This window comes from Erythrobacter sp. NE805, from assembly GCF_046452355.1.
Classification (GTDB): Bacteria; Pseudomonadota; Alphaproteobacteria; order Sphingomonadales; family Sphingomonadaceae; genus Erythrobacter.
Genome location: NZ_JBKFDI010000005.1, coordinates 148,110 through 165,853 on the forward strand (window position 1 = coordinate 148,110; position 17,744 = coordinate 165,853).

The following is a 17,744-nucleotide window of genomic DNA, read 5'->3' on the forward strand; positions in this document are numbered from 1 at the left end:
AACCCCTCTCGCACCCCCGCTTTTTGCAGTGTTTCACGTGAAACATCGCCATCAGGGTCGCGGCTCAGGCGATTTGAGGACGTGGAGCTGGTAGTAGCCGAGCGGACCGCGCCGGCTCGCCAGGATCAGCCCGCGCGCTGCGGCCACTTTCGCGGCGACGTGCGGCAGATCCTCGCGCGGTTCGACGTGAAATCTGGCGAGCCAGGCGCGCAGCAGCCTGCGGAACGGCGAGGGCAGGCCGTCGAGCGACGCGAAATCAACGACATGCAGGCTCCCGCCCGGCGCAAGGCAGGCCGCGGCCTGGTCGAGCGCGCGCTCCCAGTCGGGGATCATCGAGAGCGAATAGGACAGCACCACCCGCTCGAAGGCGGGCTCGCCGAGCAGCGCCTGCGGCATGAAGCTGCACGCATCGCCCTGCGCGAGGGAAGCCTCGCCCCGCAGCGCGGCGCGCGCGCTCTTGAGCATCTCGGCCGAGATGTCGATGCCGTAGAGCCGCGCGCCCGGCCATGCCCCGGCGATCTTCGCAAGGTTGCGCCCGGTCCCGCAGGCGACCTCGAGCACCCGCGCGCCCGGCCCGGCGGCGAGGCCTGCGATCAGCGTGTCGCGGCCGAATAGGTAATATTTGCGTGTGAAATCATAGATATGCCGCTGCCCGCGATAGACCTCGTCCATCAGCGCGGCGTGGGGGGATGCGCCGAGACTCGCCATCACGCGAGCTCGTAGACGTGCACGCCGCCGTAGATCGACGAGCGGTCGCGGCGGGTGAGATCGGCAGACAATTCATCGAGATAGCGCCACTTCCTTAGGATGGTCTCATCGAGCCGCCCGGGGAGCAGCGAGGGCTCGGCGGCGGTGCGGAACAGCACCCGGGCGCCCGGACGGCTGGCGCGGGTGATGCGGCCCCACAGCCCGTCGAGCTGCGCGTCGTTCATCCAGTCCTGCGCGTCGAGCAGCACGAAGCGGTCCATGCTGGCGGGCTCGCGCGCGCCGATCCAGTCGACCATGTTGGCGCGGGTGACGTCGAGGCGGTCGACCCGCGCCTTCATCGCCTCCCAGTTGCCGCGCTGGAGATAGGGCGGCAGCGCCGCGCTCTCCGTGCGCGCATAGCCGCGCCCGAAGGCCTGCCAGGCGAAGTAGTTGTCCTTGACCGCGAAGTCGCAGGCGAGCTTCTCGAGCCGGCGCCTGAGCACCTCGGCCATCCGCTCGTCGCCGGCGAGATGCTCGAACTGCGCCGGGGGGATGCCGAGCCCGAACAGCGAGGCCGGCTGGTCGGTGAGCCAGCGGATGAAGCGCTTCTCGAACACCGGGGCCAGCTCGCGCTCGAACACCTCGCGCTGCTCCTCGAGGGTCGAGGCCTCGAGCAGCTTGGCGAGGTCGATCTTGTAGAGCTTGGCAAACAGGTGCGCGAGGCCGATGAAATTGCCGAGCAATCCCTGCCGGTAGATGCCGCGGGTGAAATGCGAGATGCGCCGCCGTCCGGTGATGTCGCGCTTCTCCCAATAGGCGCGGCTCTCCGCGTCGAGATGGGGGGCGATCATGGTGCGGTAGACCGCGGCGTTCTCCTTGTGGTCGGCATGGGCGAAGAAGCGGTGGAAGCGCTCGTAACTGGGCAGGTGGCGGATCGCCGCGATCTTGAGCCGCCCGAGCGCGACATGGGCGCGGTTGAGATCGACCGCGGTGACCTGGGCGGGATCGGCGGTGAGGTAGGACAGCGCGTTGCAGCTGCCGCTGGCGATGCACATCAGGCGGCTGTCGGGCTGGAGGTCGAGCCCCTCCATGTCGACCACCGGGTCTTCCCAGATCTGGGCGTAGACCAGCCCCTTGAAGGCGAGGGCGAAGGCCTTGTCGAGCAGCTTGTCGCCGACCTTCGCGTCCTTGCGGACCACCGCGTCCTCGATGATCCGCTTCGCTGCTGTCGCCATGTCTATCCGGTCCTTGCGTGAGGTTCCGGCAGGCGCTCTATGTCCCTAGCGTGTCGGCTGTGTGACGCTTTCCACAGGTCTAATCGGTGGCGGCGATCGTCGCCGCATAGGCTGCCGGGTCGGCATTGCCGCCGGTGAGCATGATGACGCTGTCCGCGTCGAGCGGCACCTTGCCCGCCAGCGCCGCGGCGAGCGCCGCCGCGCCGCCGGGCTCGAGCACCAGCCTGAGGTTGGCGAAGGCAAACCGCTGGGCGGCGCGCACCTCGGCGTCGGTGACGGCGACCCCCGGCTCGGCGCGCCCGAGCAGCACCGCGAGGTTGATCGGCTTGGTCGCGAGCGGCTGGAGCGCGTCGCAGATGGTCCTGGGCGCATCTGATGCGGCAGGGACGATGGCGCCCGCAGCGAGCGAGCGGCCGACCATGTCCCAGCCGACCGGCTCGACGGCGTGGATCTTCGCCTCGGGCGCGCCCAGCGCAAGCCCCGCCGCCAGCCCCCCGCCGCCGCAGCAGGCGATGATCCGCGATGGCGTGCGGCCCAATTGCGCGGCGATCTCGATCGCGGCCGAGCCCTGACCCTCGATCACCCAGGGATCGCCGAAAGCGTGGACGAGCGTCCCCCCGCGCGCGGCGATCAGCCTCGCCGCCACCGCGTCGCGGTCCTCGCCGGGGCGCCGGTAAAGCACGACCTCGGCCCCGAGCGCCCTGGTGTTCGCCAGCTTCACCTCCGGCGCGTCGTGGGGCATGACGATGGTCGCGCGCACGCCGAGCCGCCGCGCCGCCCAGGCCACCCCTTGCGCATGGTTGCCCGAGGACACCGCGACGACGCCTGCTGCGCGTTCCTCGGGGGTGAGGCTCGAGAGCCGCCACCATGCGCCCCTGATCTTGAACGAGCCGATCGGTTGGAGGTTGTCCGCCTTCACCCAGGCCCGCACGCCGCCGATCTCGACCGGCAGGAGCGGAGTGGGGGGCAGGATCGCGGCGATCGCCTCGGCGGCGGCGCGTACGCCTTGGGCTGTGGGCATTCTCGTATCGGCTCGGATCATTTGTCCCCGCTTCCGCGTTGCATTAAGGGCTCGCGCAAGATTCGCATCGCATCACGAAAGGTTCCTAACAATGTCGGCAGCGAAAAACAGCACTGTCCTCGTCATCGGTGCGGGCGGGGTGAGTTCGGTGTGCGTCCACAAGATGGCGTTCAATCCCGGGATCTTCCCCGAGATCCACCTCGCGAGCCGCACCAAGGCCAAGTGCGACGCGATCGCCGCCTCGGTGAAGGAGCGCTGCGGGCGCGACATCGCCACCTACGAGATCGATGCCGAGGAAGTGCCGGCGATGGTTGGCCTGATCCGCAAGACCGGGGCAGGACTGGTGGTGAACCTCGCGCTTCCCTACCAGGACCTGCCGATCATGGACGCCTGCCTCGAGGCGGGCGTCGACTACCTCGATACCGCCAACTACGAACCCAAGGACGAGGCGAAGTTCGAGTACAAGTGGCAGTGGGCCTACCACGAGCGCTACAAGGATGCAGGGCTTATGGCGCTGCTGGGAAGCGGCTTCGATCCGGGCGTCACCTCGGTTTTCACCATGTGGCTCAAGAAGCACAAGCTCAAGACGATCCGCCAGCTCGACATCCTCGACTGCAACGGCGGCGACCACGGCCAGCACTTCGCCACCAACTTCAACCCCGAAATCAACATCCGCGAAGTGACCGCCCCCGCGCGCCACTGGGAAAACGGGGAGTGGGTGGAAACACCCGCGATGAGCACCAAGGTCGGCTTCGACTTCGAGGCGGTCGGCCCCAAGAACATGTACCTCATGTACCACGAGGAGCTCGAGAGCCTCGCGAAGTTCGTCCCCGAACTGGAACGCGCGCGCTTCTGGATGACCTTCGGCGACCAGTACATCACCCACCTCACCGTGCTCCAGAACGTCGGCATGACGAGCATCGAGCCGGTCAAGTACCAGGGCCGCGACATCATCCCGCTGCAATTCCTCGCCGCGGTGCTCCCCAAGCCCGAGACGCTCGGCGAGACCACCAAGGGCAACACCAACATCGGCGTGATCGCGACCGGCGAGGCCTTGGACGGGTCGGGGGAGAAGACCTTTTACATCAAGAACATCTGCTCGCACGAGGCGGCTTATGAGGAGACCGGCAACCAGGCGGTTTCGTACACCACCGGCGTGCCGGCGATGATCGGCGCGGCGATGATGGTGAAGGGCGAATGGCAGGGTGAGGGCGTGTTCAACATCGAACAGCTCGATCCCGATCCCTTCATGGCGATGTTGAACGAACACGGCCTGCCGTGGACGGTCGAGGAGCTGCCGGGGCCGGTGGAGTTCTGACGCAGTCTCTCGTCATTGCGAGCGGAGCGAAGCAGTCCATGGACGAACGGCTCGCCATGGTGCGACATCAGTCGATGGATTGCCGCGTCGCCTGCGGCTCCTCGCAATGACGAAGGTGGGGGCATGCTCATGAGAAAGCCGTTTTCAACAATCGCGGCGCGTGCGCTCCCCGCGCTCGCCCTGCTGACGCTCTCCGGCTGCAACGGCGCCGCCCCGCCGCCGCCTGAAAAGGTGGCGAAGCTCGCTGTCGATGCGGGATGGCCGACCATCCCGGCGGGCGCGAAGTTCGGGGAGGTGAGTGCGGTCGATGTCGATGCGCAGGGCAATGTCTGGGTGCTCCACCGCGCCGGGCGCGAGTGGATCGAGCCCTTTCCCAAGGAGCCGATCGCCGAGAATACCGTCTTCAAGTTTTCGCCCGACGGCGAGCTGATTGCCCGGTGGGGCGCGGGTATGTTCATCATGCCCCACGGGCTCTCGATCGACCCCGCGGGCAAGGTGTGGATCACCGACACAGGGCTCGAACAGGTGTTCCGCTTCAGCCCCGAGGGCAAGCTCGAGCTGACCCTCGGCGAGAAGGGCGTCAGCAGGCAGGATCCGGGCCATTTCGGCCGCCCCGCCGATGTCGCCTTCGTGGGCAGCCGCGTGCTCGTCGCCGACGGCTACGTCAACACCCGCGTCGCCGAGTTCTCGCCCGAGGGCACGTTCCTCAAGGACTGGGGCAACTTCCGGATCGCCCACGCGGTCGCGGTCGACGACGCGCACATCTACGTCGCCGACCGCGAGAATGCGCGGATCGAGGTCTACGACCACGCAGCCAAGCCCCTCGCGACCTGGCCCTCGCCCGAGGGCAATCACACCTACGGGCTGAAGCCGCTCGGCGGCGGGCGCCTCCTCGCGGTCGAAGGGCGCGACGCGGCCGATCGCAAGCGCGCGATCGTCCGCGTCTATTCGGCAAACGGCCTTGTCGAGGCGAGCTACGACGTCGGCCTGCCGGGCGAGAACGCGAGCCTGGGCCACGACCTCGCGATCGGGCCCGACGGCCATGTCTACGTCACCGACGTGCCCGGCGGGCGGGTGGTGCGCTTCAGGCTGCCGGACGAGGCGGTTCCATGACCGGCCTGCTGCCGATTGTCCTCCTTGCCGCCTCGGGCGTGGTGATGAACCTCGCCTGGTACTGGCACCTCAAGCAGCCCTCGTTGCCGATGCTGGGGGCGATCGGGCTCGCCTGGGGGATCGCGCTGCTCGAATATTGCCTCGCCGTGCCCGCCAACCGGATCGGCATCGCTCACTATTCGCTGACCGAGTTGAAGACCATCCAGGAGATCCTATCTCTCGCGGCCTTCGTGCTTGTCGCCTGGTGGCTGTTCGGCCAGACGCCCGGCCCCAGCCAGCTACTCGGTTTCGCCCTGATTGGAGGAGGCGCTTTCATGATCTTCAAGAGCCCGCTCGGCTGATGCAGACCAAGGCCGGCGATCCGGGGGCTTTCGCCCAATTCGACCTGTCGCGCGTCGACAGCCCCGCCTTCGTGGTCGACGCCGCACGCCTTCGCGCCAATTGCCGCACGCTCGCCGCGGTGCGCGATGCCGCCGCGAGCGACGGCGCGGAGATCCGCATCTTTGCCGCCCTCAAGGCCTTCTCGATGTGGTCGGCTGCCCCGATCATCGGCGAGTATCTCGACGGGGTCGCGACCTCGGGCCTGTGGGAGGCGCGCCTCGCCTCGGAGTTCTACGACGGCGAGATCGCGACCTATTGCGCGGCCTTCAAGCCCGAGGACCTCGAGGAGATCGCGCGGCTTTCCGATCACATCATCTTCAACTCCCCCGGCCAGTTCCAGCGCGCCCGCCTGATCCTCGACCATGCCGCGGCAAGCGGGGCCGACTTCAGCGTCGGCCTCAGGATCAACCCTCAGGTGCCGACCGGCGAGGTCGCCAAGTACGACCCCTCCGCCCCCGGCTCGCGGCTCGGCTACCCGCTCGACCAGCTCACCGAGGAGGACATGGAGGGGATCGAGGGCATCCACTTCCACAACCTGTGCGAGCAGGACTTCGAGCCGCTCCGCCAGACCTGGGACCGGGTGTTCGACGCGATCGAGCCGTTCTTCGGGCAATTGAAGTGGATCAACATGGGCGGCGGGCACCACATCACCCGCGCCGATTACCAGCGCGAGGAGCTCGTCGAATTCCTCAAGGATGCCGCCGCCGACACCGGCTGCGAGATCATCCTCGAGCCCGGCGAGGCGGTGGCGCTCGATGCGGGAATCCTCGTCGGGACCCTGCTCGACACGCACTTCAACGAGATGCCGGTGGGGATCTCCGACATCTCGGCGACCTGCCATATGCCCGACGTGCTGGAAGCGCCCTATCGTCCGGCGATGCTCGGCGAACTCACTGATGAAGACATGATCCCGATCCGCCTCGGCGGCCCCTCGTGCCTCGCGGGGGACGTGATCGGCGACTACCGCCTCCCCGTTGCCGCCGAGCCGGGCGCGCGCTTTGCCTTCCTCGACCAGGCGCATTATTCGATGGTCAAGACCAACACCTTCAACGGCGTGCCGCTGCCCTCGATCTGGCTATGGGACAGCGAGACCGACGCGCTCGAATGCGTCAAGCGCTTCTCCTACGAGGATTTCCGCGACCGGCTGAGCTAGAGATCGACCGGCGACTGCGGCCCGGCGTCGATCGCCCGCCCGCGCTCGTTCTGGTTGATCGCAAGCGCGAGACCCGCCATCGCCCCGAACTGCCGCGCGGCTTTCGCGGCCTTTTCCCGGTCGGCCGCAGCGCTCATTCCGCCGCTTTCGAACAGGTCGCCGGTCTCGATCGCCACGATCACCTCGCCGCGCATGAACAGCGCCCGCATCTCGCGCGCCTCGAAGGCGCTTTCGAGCCGCAGCAGATGTTCGACATAGGAGGGATGCACCAGCACGCGCGCCTCGACCTGGTCGTCGGAATAGAGCGCGAAGGTTTCGGCAAAGGCCGGATGGACCTGATCGACCCGGTCGAGCCGGTGTCCCTCGAAGCTGACATGGTCGCTCGCCCCGCCGAGGCCCAGCCACTTGCGGTGCTTGCCCGCGCGTTCGAGCAGCGTGGTGGAGTGGAACTTGCGGCCGAAGCCCATGCGGATCAGCGGCCCCCTGAACACCGTCACCCAGCGCCGGTTCTTGCCCGATCCGCGCTGTTCTTCGAGGTGCGCCTCGTAAAGGTCGAAGGCGTGCCCTTCGAGCGTGCCGAACCAGCGGTCCTCGAAGTTCGACCGGTCGAAGCCGGGAAGCAGGCCATAGGTGCGCGCGGCCTCGAATTCGGTGCCGGGTTCGACCTCGCTGGCATAGGTCAGGCCATAGCTGGCCGCGATGGCCGTGTTGATGCCGACCTTGATCGCCTGTGTCGCGGCCGCGATCGGGCGGTAGCCCCACCATGCCGCGATCCCTGCGCCGCCCAGCGTGATGATGGCGGCAAAGGGCGTATCGGCAACAGGGCTGAACCATATGAAGGCGAGCACGGGGAGGAGTATGGCCGCCCCCCACACCCAGCGATTGGTCGCCTGCTTCTTCGCGCTCTCGCGCATGTCGTTCTGGCCTGCCAGCCAGTCTTCCAGACCGCCCTGCATCAGGGCGTTGATGTCCGTTCCTGCATTCGTCGCCATTTTTTTGTGTTAGCACCTCTCCCTTAACGAATATGGCTTAAGCGGCGGTGCCATGACAAGGAGGGCAATGGCGTGATCGACATCATCAATTCGTTCTGGTCGTCGGCGATCCTGGTGATCGCGGTGCTGCTGGTGGTGGTGCTGATCGCCATCTACAACCGGCTCGTGCGCCTCAGGCAGGGCGTGCGGCAGGGCGTTGCCGATATCGACGCGCAGCTGCGCCAGCGGCACGATCTCATTCCCAACCTGGTCGAGACGGTGAAGGGCTATGCCGCGCACGAATCCGGCACGCTCGAAGCGGTGATCGCGGCGCGCAATGCCGCGGCGAGCGGCGCGCCCTCGTCGGGCAGCGAGGTCGCCTTGCGCGGCGCACTCGACAAGCTGCTGGCGCTGGGGGAGGCCTATCCCGACCTCAAGGCCTCGGCCAACTTCCAGTCGCTCCAGGGTGAACTCGCCGATGTCGAGGACAAGCTGGCTGCCGCCCGGCGCGCGCTGAACGCCGCGACGGCGCGTTTCAATGCCGCGCGCGAATCCTTCCCGGCAGTGCTGTTCGCGGGCGCGCTGGGATTCGGCGAAGCGGACTTCCACCGCCTTGACGCAAGCGAGCAGGGGACCGTCGACAAGGCACCGAAGATTGCGTTCTGACAGCGGGAATCTCCCGCGCTTTCGTCACATTCCGGTCGTCTTGTCGAGGGTGTCTTCAAAAAGTAACATTTCTCCCGGGCGGGCCGCATTTTTCGTTTGCATTTCCCCCCCCAGGCCCTATCTGCGCGCTTCCGCTGCCCCAAGGGGACTTCCAAACCGCAAGGCAGCTTGTCGTTTTATGGTTCAACAGAGCCGTTTTGGGGGTCCCTTGAGTTGCACATCTATCCTGACGCACTGGCTGTAGTCCGCGACCTCCGTCCGGACGAACCCGTCATCCTCAACCGCCCGCACGCCGCGCGGCGCGCCGCCCGTTTCTTCGTCGAGAAGTTTCCGGGCAAGGTGCTCTATGCGGTGAAGGCCAACCCCGCGCCCGACCTCATCAAGGTCCTGTGGGACGCCGGCGTCACCCATTTCGACGTCGCCTCGATCACCGAGGTCAGGCTGGTGCGCGGCATCCTGCCGGACGCCGTGCTGTGCTTCATGCACCCGGTGAAGACCCCGGCCGCGATCCGCGAGGCCTATTTCGAGCACGGCGTGCGGACCTTCAGCCTCGACACCTTCGAGGAGCTGGAGAAGATCATCGACGCCTGCACCGATGCGGCGACGGGCGAGGCCCCGCGCGACCTCCGGCTGTGCGTGCGCCTGCGCGTTTCGTCCGAGTATTCGGAGCTCAGCCTCGCCAGCAAGTTCGGCTGCGACCTCATCGAGGCGCCGCAGCTGCTCCAGCAGGCCCGCCAGCATTGCGACTGGCTGGGCGTGTGCTTCCATGTCGGCAGCCAGGCGATGACGCCCTTTGCCTTCGTGCAGGCATTGGACCGCACCCGCGCGGCGATCGCCGAGGCCTCGGTCGTCATCGACATGATCGACGTCGGTGGGGGCTTCCCGAGCTCGTACCCCGGGCTCGAGCCGCCGCCGATGGAAGATTACTTCGCGATCATCGCCAAGCACTTCGAGAGCCTGCCGATCGCCTACAACGCCGAGCTGTGGTGTGAACCCGGCCGCGCGCTGTCGGCCGAGTATTCCTCGATGATCGTGCAGGTGAACAAGCGCCGCGGCGAGGAGCTCTACATCAACGATGGTGCCTACGGCGCGCTCTACGACGCCGCCCACGTCGCGTGGCGCTTCCCGGTGCGCGCGCTCGAGGACGACCTCATCGAGGAAGACGAGGACTTCGCCTTCTACGGCCCGACCTGCGACGACGCGGACTACATGAAGGGCCCCTTCAAGCTCCCTGCCGACATCCAGGCCGGCGACTATATCGAGATCGGGATGCTCGGCGCCTACGGGGCGGCGATGAAGACCGGCTTCAACGGATATGGCAATGCGGTCGCGGTGACCGTCGCCGACGAGCCGATGATGAGCCTCTTCAACGGCACCCGCGTGCGCGAGGCGACCGACAACGTGGTGTCGCTGCGCTGAACCCCCGCTCCGCCGCTCCGCCTGAACCGGGCGGGGCGGTGGTCAGGTTCGGGCCCGCTCCTGTTTCAGGAAGTCGATGAAGGCCTTGAGCGGCGCCGGAACGTGGCGCCGATCGTGGTAGAAGAGGAAAGGCCCCGAGAAGGGCGTCGACCATTCGGGCAGGATCTCGACGATACTCCCGGCTGCAAGCAGATCGGCATAGAAGCCCTCGAACGTGCAGGCGATCCCTCGTCCTGCAGCGACCGCAGCGCGCTGCATCTCGAGCGAATTGGTGGTGAGGCACGCGGGCGGGGATACGTTGATCACCTCGCCTTCGCGCTCGAACTCCCAAGGCAGCATGGTGCCGTGCAGGAAGCGGTGCCTGATGCAGGCATGGCCCAGCAGCTCGCGGGGATGCTGCGGAACGCCAGCTCGCGTAAGATACGAAGGCGCAGCCACACAGACGTAGCGCTGCGTGCGCGGGCCGATCGGAACGGCGATCATGTCCTGCTCCAGCCGCTCGTCATAGCGGACCCCCGCGTCGAATCCCTCGCCGAGCACGTCGATGAAGCGGTCCTCTGCCTGCACCTCCACCACGATCTCGGGATAGGCGATCATGAACCGGGCAAGGAGATCGGGCAGCATCAGCCTTGCGACGACGCCGGGCACGTTCAGGCGCAGCGTGCCCGCCGGGCGGTCGCGGTAGGCATTGACGCTGTCGAGCGCCTCGCTCACCCCGGCCAGGGCGGGGCGCAGGCGTTCCAGCAGGCGCGCGCCCGCTTCGGTAGCCTGGACGCTGCGGGTCGTGCGATTGAGCAGCCGGACACCGAGCCGCTCCTCCAGGCGCCGCACCGCGGCAGACAGGGCCGAGGCCGAGCCACCCCGCCGTGCCGCCGCCGCGCGGAAACTGCGCTGCTCGGCGACAGCGGCGAAGGCGAGGAGATCCTGCAGTTCGGCATCGCGCATTGTGCGGATTTTTGCACAGCCTGTCCTATGTGTCACGCCTTATCGCACAATGCTGCGAGGCGTAGATGATGTCCGTCACTTCGACACCCCGCCAAGGAGAACCATCATGCAACAGCGTCGCCTCGGCCAGACCGGCCCCCTCACGTCCGCCCTCGGCCTCGGCCTCATGGGCATGTCCGATTTCTACGGCTCGGCCGATGAGGGCGAGAGCATCGCGACGATCCATGCCGCGCTCGAAGCCGGGGTTACGCTGCTCGACACCGGCGACTTCTACGGTGTCGGCCACAACGAGAGCCTGCTCGGCCGGGCGCTCCAGCAGAGCAGCCGCCGCGAACAGGCGGTGGTCAGCCTCAAGTTCGGCGCGCTGCGCGATCCATCGGGGGGCTTCATCGGCTATGACAATCGTCCCAAGTCGGTGAAGAACTTCCTCGCCCACTCGCTCCAGCGGCTCGGGCTCGATCATGTCGACATCTACCGCCCCTCGCGGCTCGATCCGGAGGTGCCGATCGAGGACACGATCGGGGCCATCGCCGAGCTCCAGCAGGCCGGCTACGTGCGCCACATCGGCTTGTCCGAGGTCGGCGTCGACACCATCCGCCGGGCGGCGGCGACAGCGCCGATCAGCGACCTGCAGATCGAGTACTCGCTGCTGTCGCGCGGCATCGAGGACGCGATCCTGCCGACCGTCCGCGAACTGGGGATCGGGGTCACCGCCTACGGCGTGCTGTCGCGGGGGCTGATCACCGGAGACTGGCGGCGGCCCGAGGCCGGCGAGTTCGACTTCCGCGCGATCAGCCCGCGGTTTCAGGAAGGCAATGTCGAGCACAACCTCGCACTGGCCGAGGCGCTTGGCGCAGTGGCGGAGGCGCGGGGGATCACCCGCGCGCAGGCCGCGATTGCCTGGGTCGCGGCGCAGGGGCAGGACATCGTCCCGCTGGTCGGTGCCCGGCGCCGCGACCGGCTGCGGGAGTCGCTGGATGCGCTCGACGTTGCGCTGTCGGCCGAGGATCTGGCCGCGATCGAACGCGCCGTGCCGAAGGGCGCTGCGGCGGGTGGGCGTTATCCTGCGCAGCAGCTCGCCTTCATGGACAGCGAGCGCTGACGGCGGCAGGCGCGGGGAGGGCAGCCCGCCGCTCCCCGCGCTGCCGAAAGGCGTCTAGAGCCGCACCTCGGCGACCTTGTCCTGGTAGTCCTTCTTGGGATCGATCCCGACCAGCATCTTGATCCCCGCCACCAGCGAGGAGGTGTCGATCCAGATTTCGGCATCCTCGGGATCGAGGCGGATCAGCGCGATTTTGGGGTCGTCCTTGCCCTCGTACCAGGCCGCGACGAAGCGGTTCCAGAGCCGGTCGATGGTGGCGCGGTCGCGGCTCGTCGAGAGGCTGCCGTGGACGGTCGCCCAGACATCGTGCCCCTTGGAGGCGAAATGCGCCATCGCGCGGGCGGGCTGGCCGGCAAGCTCGACCTGCTGGACCGCGCGGTAGAGGTGGTTGTCGGTGGCGGTGAAGAACCACAAGGGGCCGCGGTAGTCGTCGCCGTCGAAGCCGTCCTCTTCGAGCTGGGCGGTCATCGGCCGCGCGTGGCCGTCCTCGCGTTCCGCAAGGCCGAGGAACATCGTCATGTCTTTCTTGAGCGCCTGCCAGAACTTGGCACGGATTTCCGCGTCGGTCGCCATGGTCGTCTCCTTGCTGTTGGCAAGGAGGCCTAGCGCCGACGCGGAGAATTGTTCCGGGTCAGAAGACCTCGAAGAGACCGGCCGCGCCCATGCCGCCACCAACGCACATGGTGACGACGACATACTTCGCGCCGCGACGCTTGCCCTCGATCAGCGCGTGGCCGGTGCAGCGCGCGCCGGTCATGCCGTAGGGGTGGCCGATCGAGATCGAGCCGCCGCTGACATTGAGGATGTCGTTGGGGATGCCGAGCTGGTCGCGGCAGTAGAGCACCTGCACCGCGAAGGCCTCGTTCAATTCCCACAGGCCGATGTCGTCCATCTTGAGGCCGGTCTGCTTCAAGAGCTTCGGGATCGCGAAGACCGGGCCGATGCCCATTTCGTCCGGCTCGGTCCCGGCCACCGCCATGCCGACATAGCGGCCGAGCGGCTGGAGCCCCTTCTGCTCGGCAATTTTCGCTTCCATCAGCACCGCGGCCGAGGAGCCGTCGGAGAGCTGCGAAGCGTTGCCCGCGGTGATGTTCATGCCCGGTCCCATCACCGGCTGGAGGCTCTGGAGGCCCTCGAGCGTGGTTTCGGGACGGTTGCCCTCGTCCTTGGAGAGGGTGATCTCCTTCTGCGAGACTTCCTTGGTCTCCTTGTCGACCACGTTCATGGTGACGGTGACGGGGACGATCTCGGCATCGAGGCGGCCCTCGGCCTGCGCCTGCGCGGTGCGCTGCTGCGATTGCAGGGCGTATTCGTCCTGCGCCTCGCGGCTGATGTTGTAGCGCTTGGCGACGGTCTCGGCGGTGCCGAGCATCGGCATGTAGACGTCCTTGTGCATCGCGATCAGCGAGCGATCGGGCGAAACGCGCATCTCGGGAGTCTGGACGAGGCTGATCGAATCCTGACCGCCGCCGACGACGATATCCATGTTGTCGACGATGATCTGCTTGGCGGCCGTTGCGATCGCCATCAGGCCGGACGAGCACTGGCGGTCGATTGTCTGGCCGCTCACGCCGACCGGGCAACCGGCGCGCAGCGCGACCTGGCGGGCGATATTGCCGGCTTGGGTGCCCTGGGTGAGGACGGTGCCCCACACCACGTCGTCGATCTCGCCGGCCTCGATGCCGGCGCGTTCGATGGCCGGCGCGAGGCTGAGCGCGCCGAGGGTCGGCCCGGGAGTGGCGTTGAAGGCGCCCTTGTAGGCGCGCCCGATGGGGGTGCGGGCGGTGGAGACGATAACGGCGTCACGTGCCATGATGGGGGTATCCTTGTGTCGTTGAGATTCAATTAGATGGGAATGCAGCTTGGGGTTGGACGCGAAGTGAAAATTACACCCTTCGCGCGATTTGCCTCGTCATCGGCGCGCCAATCTTCAAGAAGCTGGCTTTTTGCTGCCTCACATTCCCGAAGGCTTGGATACTTGCGTTCGCGCTCATTCTGAAACGACGTGTTCACAAGCGCGTGCGTCATTCTCTTGACTGCTGGCGTGGGCGCAGGAGGCTTTGCCTCCGTTTCTATGGCTTTAGCAGAAGCAGTTCGTCTAACTTCGGCGACCTCGCGCTCCAGCGCCGCCACGCGACTTTCGAGAGCTACAATCCTGTCGTTCGCAGGGATCGAGCTGCCTTCTTGCTGGCAAGCAGTCAGGGCGAGGACGCCGATTAGTGCAATCTGCCGCACAAAATCACACGAAGTATTGCGTGATCCACTCGCAGATCAGGGCGGGCTTGTCCTCGCCTTCGATCTCGATGGTGATCTCGGCGGTCTGCTGCCACTGGCCCGGGCGCTTCTCGACCATCTCGACGAGCTTCCAGTGGCCGCGGATGCGCTTGCCGGCGCGCACGGGGGCGATGAAGCGGGTCTTGTTGCCGCCGTAGTTGACGCCCATCTTCACGCCGTCGACGCGGGGGCTGCCGCCCTGGGCGCCGAGGTAGGGGATCATCGAGAGCGTCAGGAAGCCGTGCGCGATGGTCCCGCCGAACGGGGTCATCTTCGCCATCTCTTCGTTGACGTGGATGAACTGGTGGTCGCCGGTCGCCTCGGCGAACTGGTTGATGCGCTCCTGGCTCATCTCCACCCATTCGCTGGTGCCGATGTTCTCGCCGACCTTGGCGGCCAAATCCTGCGGGGTCATGGGGCTCCTCCTCTGCTCGTTTCGCGCCGGGGTTCCCGTGCCCGCGGGCGCTTCGTTGGAGGGCTTCATGGCCCAAGCAGGAAGGCAGCGCAACGCCCGCCGATACGCGGGGCCTATGCCGCTACGGCACCGCGCATCTTCGCCTCGGGCGCCTTGCGCCGCGGGGCGGCGCGGACCGGTCCGGTCATGACCGAATCGACCCGGCGGGCATAGGTGGCGAGGCCGATCTGGAGGCCCACGAGCATCAGGATCACCGGCTGATAGGCGATCCCCTGGAAGGTCGCGCCGATCAGGTAGATCACCGTCCCCATCTGCAGCGCGCCCGCGAGCGGCGCGATCCAGCGCGTCGCCTCGGCGTCTTCGGCCTTGCGCCAGCGTCGCAGGAGGCGCTCCATCTGCCAGAGCCCTGTGAGGTGCAGGAGCGCCCAGACGATCAGCCCCGGCCAGCCCTGCTCCCCGAGCATCTCGAAGATCGAGGAGTGGAAGGCGCGCGCCTTGTCGACGACCTCGCGGTATTCGATCGTGGTGGTGTTCCCGTCGGTGACCCTTACCGGCATGGTGTATTCGAAGCGGTTCGAACGATAGGCGTCGAACCCGCCGCCCAAGGGATTGCGCGCGGCGTAGTCGATGGTCCACTTCCACACCGCGACACGGGTCGAGGCGCTCTCGTCGCCGCTCGGCGCGGCGAGGGTCGACATGCGCTGGTAGAAGGTCTGCGGGAGGAAGGGGAGGGCGGTGAGGCCCAGCACCCCGGCGCCGACGAGGAACAGCAGGCGGCGCTTGGTGTAGCGCAGCATCATCACCGCGAGCGCGGCGATGCACAGAAGGCCCGTACGCGCCTCGGTGCCGACCGGGATCAGCAGGCAGGCGAAGGTGAGCGCGACGGCGAAGACCACCGCCGTCCAGTGCTTCGGGAAAATCCTCCCGTGGCGCACGATCCACCAGATCAGCGGGATGAGCCCGATCGCCACCGTCGCGAGGGTCGAGCTCTCGTAGATCCCCGAGTTGTCGTTGACGAAGAAGCTGAGGTTCGCATAGCCCCCGCCGCCGAGCACGGTCTTCATCCCCGCCCCGATCACGATGGTCGCGACCGTCAGCACCAGCACGGTCGCCAGCCCCTCGATCCGCGCGCGGGTGGTGAGGGTGAGGGGGAGGAATACCGCGAAGAGCAGCGCCTTCCACACCCAGTCCCACTTGGTCGCGGCATCCTCGGGGAAATCGGCGTTACCGGTTGTCCACCAGCAATAGAGCAGCAGCACCAGCATCAGCCCCTGTCGGCCGGTGAAGCGCGCGCCCTCCTTGCGGTCGAGCGCGAGCCAGCCGCCGAAGGCCGCCGCGAAGGCAATCAGCGAGACCGGGAGCGTCGAGAGCACGCCGTAGCTGATCTTCTGGGGCGCGAGGATGTCGATATAGACATAGAGCAGCACCCACACGAAGGGGCGCCTCAGGCCGAGCACCAGCACGTAGGCGACGAAAGCGAGGAAGGCGAGGTCGAGCATCGGTTCAGGCGCCCCCGTCCTCGGGCGCGCCGCTCTCCGACACCCGCGCCCGCCGCGCGGCCTTGCGGCCCCCCTTCGGGTCCTTGCTCAGGCTGCCGATCAGCGGGTCCGCCTCGAGCCCCGGCTTCACCACCAGCCGCAGCAGGGCGATGGCGAGGAGGCCATGTCCAAGGGCTAGGGCGAAGTAGTCGATCATGGGCGAGCGGGTGTCCGGGCCGGGGCGGGGGTCCCTCGTTACCCCGGTGCCAGTTGACGCGGCGTTAAGCACGCCTGCGATAGGGCGGGGCCCATGACCCGCGTCCTTCATGTCCTCGATCACTCGCTGCCGCTCCACAGCGGCTACACCTTCCGCACCCGCGCGATCCTCAAGGCGCAGGAGGGCCTGGGGCTCGAGGTGCGCGGGATCACCGGGCAGCGCCACAATCTCGAGGCGGTGGTGGCTGCCCCGCGGGAGGAGGCGGACGGGTTGACCTTCCACCGCACCCCCGGCGTGCCGGCGGGCCCGCCGCCCTTGCGCGAGCTCGCCGAGATCGAGGCGCTCGCCGCGTCGATCCACAGGCTCGCCGAGGAATGGCGTCCCGACATCATCCACGCCCATTCGCCCGCCCTTGGCGGCGCGGCGGCCGAACGCGCCGCGCGCGCGCTCGGCGTGCCCTTCGTCTACGAGATCCGCGCCTTCTGGGAGGACGCCGCGGTCGGCAATCTTGCGGGCACCGAGGGCAACCTCAAGTATCGCCTGACCCGCGCGCTCGAGACCCGCGTCGCCAAGGCCGCCGACGCGCTGTTCACGATCTGCCACGGCCTCAAGGACGATCTCGCCGCGCGCGGCATCCCGGCGGGCCGTATCGGCGTCATGCCCAACGGGGTCGACCTCGACCTGTTCGGCGATCCGCCGCCGCGCGACGACGCGCTCGCGGCCGAACTCGGCATCGCGCCGGGCACGCCGGTGATCGGCTATATCGGCAGCTTCTACGCCTACGAGGGGGTCGACGACCTCATCGCTGCCATGCCGCTGCTGCGCCGAACGCACCCCGAGGCGCGGCTGTTGCTGGTCGGTGCGGGGCCGATGGACGCCGTGTGGCGCGCAGCCGCCGCGGCGCTCCCCGAGCCTGAGGCCGTGATCTTCACCGGGCGCGTGCCGCATGACGCTGTCGAGCGCTACTATTCGCTGGTCGACGTGCTCGCCTATCCGAGGAAGGCGCAGCGCCTCACCGATCTCGTGACACCGCTAAAGCCGTTGGAGGCGATGGCCCAGCGCCGCCTCGTCGCCGCCTCGAGCGTCGGCGGGCACCGCGAGCTGGTTACCGACGGCGAGACCGGCACGCTGTTCGCCCCCGACGATCCCGCCGCCTGCGCCGCCGCGCTCGCCGGGCTGCTCGCTCGCCGCGCGGGCTGGGAGGCGATGAAGGACCGCGCGCAGGCCCATGTCCGCACCCGCCACGACTGGGCCGCGAATGCGCGCGGTTATCTCTATGTTTACCATCGCTTGCTAGCCGGAGGGCTGGGCGACGCAGCACAGCGCGTCGCCGCGACGGCAGGGTGAAG

At 67.7% G+C, this 17,744-nt stretch carries 18 protein-coding genes; 8 read left to right on the forward strand and 10 right to left on the reverse strand.

Annotated features, from left to right (window positions below; all coding sequences use genetic code 11):
- Window positions 1-51 precede the first annotated feature (51 nt).
- From ACLBKU_RS16700 to ACLBKU_RS16710, 3 genes are all read right to left on the reverse strand, one after another.
- Window positions 52-708, reverse strand: coding sequence for a class I SAM-dependent methyltransferase (locus ACLBKU_RS16700; protein ID WP_410180749.1), 657 nt, complete (start codon window positions 706-708; stop codon window positions 52-54).
- Window positions 708-1,922 carry a DUF3419 family protein gene (locus ACLBKU_RS16705; RefSeq protein ID WP_410180699.1) on the reverse strand — a complete coding sequence of 405 codons (1,215 nt, stop codon included), beginning with the start codon at window positions 1,920-1,922 and terminating at the stop codon, window positions 708-710. Before ACLBKU_RS16705 ends, ACLBKU_RS16700 begins: the two co-directional genes overlap by 1 nt.
- A gap of 79 nt (window positions 1,923-2,001) precedes the next feature.
- Window positions 2,002-2,964, reverse strand: coding sequence for a threonine/serine dehydratase (locus ACLBKU_RS16710; RefSeq protein ID WP_410180700.1), 963 nt, complete (start codon window positions 2,962-2,964; stop codon window positions 2,002-2,004).
- Between the two features lie 70 nt (window positions 2,965-3,034).
- Here ACLBKU_RS16710 and ACLBKU_RS16715 point away from each other — a divergent pair, with 70 nt between their 5' ends.
- The 4 genes from ACLBKU_RS16715 (at window position 3,035) to ACLBKU_RS16730 (ending at window position 6,908) form a co-directional block, all read left to right on the forward strand.
- Window positions 3,035-4,261 carry a saccharopine dehydrogenase family protein gene (locus tag ACLBKU_RS16715; RefSeq protein WP_410180701.1) on the forward strand — a complete coding sequence of 409 codons (1,227 nt, stop codon included), beginning with the start codon at window positions 3,035-3,037 and terminating at the stop codon, window positions 4,259-4,261.
- Between the two features lie 123 nt (window positions 4,262-4,384).
- Window positions 4,385-5,374 carry a peptidyl-alpha-hydroxyglycine alpha-amidating lyase family protein gene (locus tag ACLBKU_RS16720; RefSeq protein WP_410180702.1) on the forward strand — a complete coding sequence of 330 codons (990 nt, stop codon included), beginning with the start codon at window positions 4,385-4,387 and terminating at the stop codon, window positions 5,372-5,374.
- Window positions 5,371-5,715 (forward strand): DMT family protein, encoded by a 345-nt coding sequence (locus ACLBKU_RS16725; RefSeq protein ID WP_410180703.1) that lies wholly within the window; start codon window positions 5,371-5,373, stop codon window positions 5,713-5,715. Before ACLBKU_RS16720 ends, ACLBKU_RS16725 begins: the two co-directional genes overlap by 4 nt.
- Window positions 5,715-6,908, forward strand: a complete 1,194-nt coding sequence (locus tag ACLBKU_RS16730) for a carboxynorspermidine decarboxylase (protein WP_410180704.1) — start codon at window positions 5,715-5,717, stop codon at window positions 6,906-6,908. Before ACLBKU_RS16725 ends, ACLBKU_RS16730 begins: the two co-directional genes overlap by 1 nt.
- On the opposite strand, the gene ACLBKU_RS16735 is transcribed toward ACLBKU_RS16730, so the two are convergent.
- Window positions 6,905-7,900, reverse strand: a complete 996-nt coding sequence (locus ACLBKU_RS16735) for a DUF3137 domain-containing protein (RefSeq protein WP_410180705.1) — start codon at window positions 7,898-7,900, stop codon at window positions 6,905-6,907. The two genes, ACLBKU_RS16730 and ACLBKU_RS16735, sit on opposite strands and share 4 nt — an antisense overlap.
- Before the next feature lie 72 nt (window positions 7,901-7,972).
- On the opposite strand from ACLBKU_RS16735, the gene ACLBKU_RS16740 reads away from it, so the two are divergent.
- Window positions 7,973-8,545 (forward strand): LemA family protein, encoded by a 573-nt coding sequence (locus ACLBKU_RS16740; protein WP_410180706.1) that lies wholly within the window; start codon window positions 7,973-7,975, stop codon window positions 8,543-8,545.
- A 213-nt stretch (window positions 8,546-8,758) separates the two neighbouring features.
- Window positions 8,759-9,964, forward strand: coding sequence for a type III PLP-dependent enzyme (locus ACLBKU_RS16745; RefSeq protein ID WP_410180707.1), 1,206 nt, complete (start codon window positions 8,759-8,761; stop codon window positions 9,962-9,964).
- A 42-nt stretch (window positions 9,965-10,006) separates the two neighbouring features.
- Here ACLBKU_RS16745 and ACLBKU_RS16750 read toward each other — a convergent pair whose 3' ends face one another.
- Window positions 10,007-10,909: a LysR substrate-binding domain-containing protein gene (locus tag ACLBKU_RS16750; RefSeq protein WP_410180708.1), complete on the reverse strand. Its 903-nt coding sequence runs from the start codon at window positions 10,907-10,909 to the stop codon at window positions 10,007-10,009.
- 106 nt (window positions 10,910-11,015) lie between these two features.
- Between ACLBKU_RS16750 and ACLBKU_RS16755 the strand changes: the two genes are divergently transcribed.
- The gene (locus ACLBKU_RS16755; RefSeq protein ID WP_410180709.1) at window positions 11,016-12,011 is read left to right on the forward strand and encodes an aldo/keto reductase; all 996 of its coding nucleotides are present in this window, start codon (window positions 11,016-11,018) and stop codon (window positions 12,009-12,011) included.
- 54 nt (window positions 12,012-12,065) lie between these two features.
- Here ACLBKU_RS16755 and ACLBKU_RS16760 read toward each other — a convergent pair whose 3' ends face one another.
- From ACLBKU_RS16760 to ACLBKU_RS16780, 5 genes are all read right to left on the reverse strand, one after another.
- Window positions 12,066-12,584 (reverse strand): pyridoxamine 5'-phosphate oxidase family protein, encoded by a 519-nt coding sequence (locus ACLBKU_RS16760; protein ID WP_410180710.1) that lies wholly within the window; start codon window positions 12,582-12,584, stop codon window positions 12,066-12,068.
- Between the two features lie 58 nt (window positions 12,585-12,642).
- Complete coding sequence (locus ACLBKU_RS16765) at window positions 12,643-13,824, reverse strand: acetyl-CoA C-acyltransferase (RefSeq protein ID WP_410180711.1); 1,182 nt, start codon at window positions 13,822-13,824, stop codon at window positions 12,643-12,645.
- A gap of 426 nt (window positions 13,825-14,250) precedes the next feature.
- Window positions 14,251-14,700 (reverse strand): MaoC family dehydratase, encoded by a 450-nt coding sequence (locus ACLBKU_RS16770; protein ID WP_410180712.1) that lies wholly within the window; start codon window positions 14,698-14,700, stop codon window positions 14,251-14,253.
- A gap of 113 nt (window positions 14,701-14,813) precedes the next feature.
- On the reverse strand, window positions 14,814-16,199 hold the full coding sequence (locus tag ACLBKU_RS16775; RefSeq protein ID WP_410180713.1) for a DUF5935 domain-containing protein: 1,386 nt from the start codon (window positions 16,197-16,199) through the stop codon (window positions 14,814-14,816).
- Between the two features lie 4 nt (window positions 16,200-16,203).
- Window positions 16,204-16,395, reverse strand: a complete 192-nt coding sequence (locus tag ACLBKU_RS16780) for a hypothetical protein (RefSeq protein ID WP_410180714.1) — start codon at window positions 16,393-16,395, stop codon at window positions 16,204-16,206.
- A gap of 93 nt (window positions 16,396-16,488) precedes the next feature.
- On the opposite strand from ACLBKU_RS16780, the gene ACLBKU_RS16785 reads away from it, so the two are divergent.
- Complete coding sequence (locus tag ACLBKU_RS16785) at window positions 16,489-17,742, forward strand: TIGR04063 family PEP-CTERM/XrtA system glycosyltransferase (protein WP_410180715.1); 1,254 nt, start codon at window positions 16,489-16,491, stop codon at window positions 17,740-17,742.
- The last annotated feature ends 2 nt before the right edge of the window (window positions 17,743-17,744 follow it).